Raw genomic sequence first — 2,774 nt, forward strand, 5'->3', positions numbered from 1 at the left:
ATGAAAATACATGATGCCTCATATTTTCCATATTGACCTCTCTTTTATATCCTTGAGGGAGTGAAAGTCGGCGATTTTTCGTCTATTAATCAACTGTTTCTACTTAATTCAGAATTCAAGACAAGCGTCTCCCGCTCTTGTGCAAATCAGTTTTGCTTATGATGATGTACTGCTTTTATTCAAACAGACTTATCTGAGGCGGCGCTATACTTTGTTGGGGCAGTAATTCAAATGTTTGTCATTTAAGTGACCGAGTATATTTGCTATCACTACTTGATATTCTATGCTTGGAATAACTGGAACTGAACGTCCGTTTATCGCACATTGCCGTCAGTCGCGTTTGATTAATCCTATGATAATTTTGCGCTCAATATAGTCTGATAGTTTGAATTCTCTTACGTCCGCTTTGGGTCGAAAACTGACCTTAATCCAGATTGTCAGACAATTTCCAATATGTCTGCAATTCGCTCATTATGCTGCCGATAGAGTTTTTTCTTTAAACGCTCACCTTTACCCCACATCAGCCTCAACTTGCTACTCAAAAAACCTAAAATTATAGTCATTATTTTCATAGATAGCGGACATAAAACTATTTTTTTCAAGGTGCATTCGACCTAATTCATAGCTTTCACAACAATAAAGTATGCCATATTCGATGAATTTCTATTCTTCTAATTCAATCTCAGTACTAAATTTTACTGTCCACAAAGATACGGATGTATGGAACTTACGGATGTTTAAATCAGTACGTAAAACACGCTCTACAAATTGTTCATAACCCTGAATGTCTTTCACCGTTACGACCAACATAAAGTCGTAGCTGCCTGAAATTTGGTAGCTTTGCGTCACTTCAGGAGCTTTCAATATCGACTTTCTGAAGACTTGATAAATGTCTGCCCTATCTCGCTCCATTTCCACAGATACAATTAAGGTCATGGTACTACCTACCAATTTAGGGTTAATGATAGACACATCACCAATAATGACACCTTCCTCCCTGAGCCGCTTTACACGCTTCAAACATGCAGGAGGGGATAACCGAACCAATTCTGCCAACTCAAGGTTTGGAATACGATTATTTCTTTGCAGAGCGATTAAAATTTTCCTATCAACTCGAACAATTTTCATAATTTTTTATATTGTCCATTCAACATACTTATATTTCTCAATAAATAATATGTAACAATGCCGGTGAAAAAATAAATCCTAAAGCATCGACAGTAGGTGAAATTACCCCATAAAACACGCCAAGCGGAATAAATATATGCAAGCTGTTCCAATTTTTTTTAAAGAACTAACACGAGATATTTTCGATGTTACTTTCACTCTCTTCAAGATTATGATCCCTATTATTATTATCATCAAAGTCATAGAAGAAATGGGCGGAATAGTTCTGTTAAGCCAGTGGCTCAGCCCTATTATGGAATTAGTCGGCTTACCTAAAGAGCTCGGTTTAGTTTGGGCGACGGCTATGTTGACCAACATATATGCGGGTCTGATTGTTTTCATTAATCTAGACATGCCGCTCTCGGTGGCTCAGGTGTCGATACTCGGTAGCATGATGCTCCTTGCCCACTCCTTACCCATTGAAGCAGCGATTGCTAAAAAAGCAGGTGTTAGCCTCATCGCTACACTTGTTATTAGAATTGGAGGAAGTTTGCTACTTGCTTGGCTGTTAAACATCAGTTATCAATTCGGTGATTTTTTGAACCAGCCGGCAGTAACACTATGGCAAGCTGAAACTTCATCAGATACTGGTTATTTAGGTTGGGGCCTTGATCAACTAAAAAATTTCGGCGTGATTTTCGTCGTTATAGCTGCGCTATTATTTACACTTAAGATACTGAAACTTTTAGGTGTAGAGAAGTTAATGGCTATTTTACTTAGACCTTTCTTACGAATACTAGGTATTAGTAAAGAAGCCACCAACCTAACCATTATCGGTATTACACTGGGCTTATCTTTTGGTGGAGGACTATTAATTAGTGAAGCGAAACGCGGTCACATTGCTGCAAGAGATATTTTTACCGCGATAATGCTGCTTAACCTACTTCATAGTCTGATAGAGGATACTTTGCTTATCATGGTGATTGGTGCTGATTTCTACACTATTTTCTGGGGGCGATTAGTATTCTCGGTGTTAATCGTGGCAGTCATTGCACAGCTTATTAAGCGTTTAGACGACCACTTCTGCGAACGCTACTTCTATCGAAGTGTCGCTCAGTAATAATCAGAACAACCTTTAAAAACAATGAGCTAAAAAAGAGAGCTAAAGAAGACACCTAAAAAAGGAGCTAAAAAAGACGGAGCTAAAAAAGACACCCATTTTTAAACAGTAGTAAAACAGCTGTTATATCTTAATCTTTAAGGTACTCAAACAACCAAGGATGGTCTGTCATACCTCAGTCACGTAGAACTCAAGTCAGTTTAATTAATACTCCCTATTATCATTGTTTCTCGCTGTGTTCGCCGTTCATTTTTGTGTGGTGAGGACAAATTTACGGGCAGAGCTATGAGCATCGCCGAGGTTGGGTAGAGGAGCGATTATTATTTTTATCGTCGGTATTTTCTATTGGTATTTGTGCCTATGCAGTGATGAACAATCATACCCACGTAGTGCCGTGTGTGGACAAAGACCTGGTAGATAACTGGTCGATGGAAGAAGTGATAAAGCGCTGGCACCAAATGTACCAAGGCACATTATTAAGTCAAAAGTATCAAAGAGGGGATAAGCTCAGTAAAGGTGAATGTATCAGCCTAGATGAAACAGTGAC

Annotated in this window: 2 protein-coding genes and 1 pseudogene; 2 read left to right on the forward strand and 1 reads right to left on the reverse strand. The window is 38.6% G+C overall.

Going from position 1 to position 2,774, the window contains the following annotated elements; translation table 11 throughout:
- Window positions 1–663: 663 nt before the first annotated feature.
- Window positions 664–1,128 (reverse strand): Lrp/AsnC family transcriptional regulator, encoded by a 465-nt coding sequence (locus QZ562_RS20825; protein ID WP_293764597.1) that lies wholly within the window; start codon window positions 1,126–1,128, stop codon window positions 664–666.
- A gap of 136 nt (window positions 1,129–1,264) precedes the next feature.
- Here QZ562_RS20825 and QZ562_RS20830 point away from each other — a divergent pair, with 136 nt between their 5' ends.
- On the forward strand, window positions 1,265–2,227 hold the full coding sequence (locus tag QZ562_RS20830; RefSeq protein WP_293764599.1) for a hypothetical protein: 963 nt from the start codon (window positions 1,265–1,267) through the stop codon (window positions 2,225–2,227).
- A gap of 170 nt (window positions 2,228–2,397) precedes the next feature.
- Window positions 2,398–2,774: pseudogene (locus QZ562_RS20835) on the forward strand (transposase); the annotation flags it as partial.

Origin of the sequence: uncultured Paraglaciecola sp., assembly GCF_913058035.1 — a bacterium.
Taxonomy (GTDB): domain Bacteria; phylum Pseudomonadota; class Gammaproteobacteria; order Enterobacterales; family Alteromonadaceae; genus Paraglaciecola.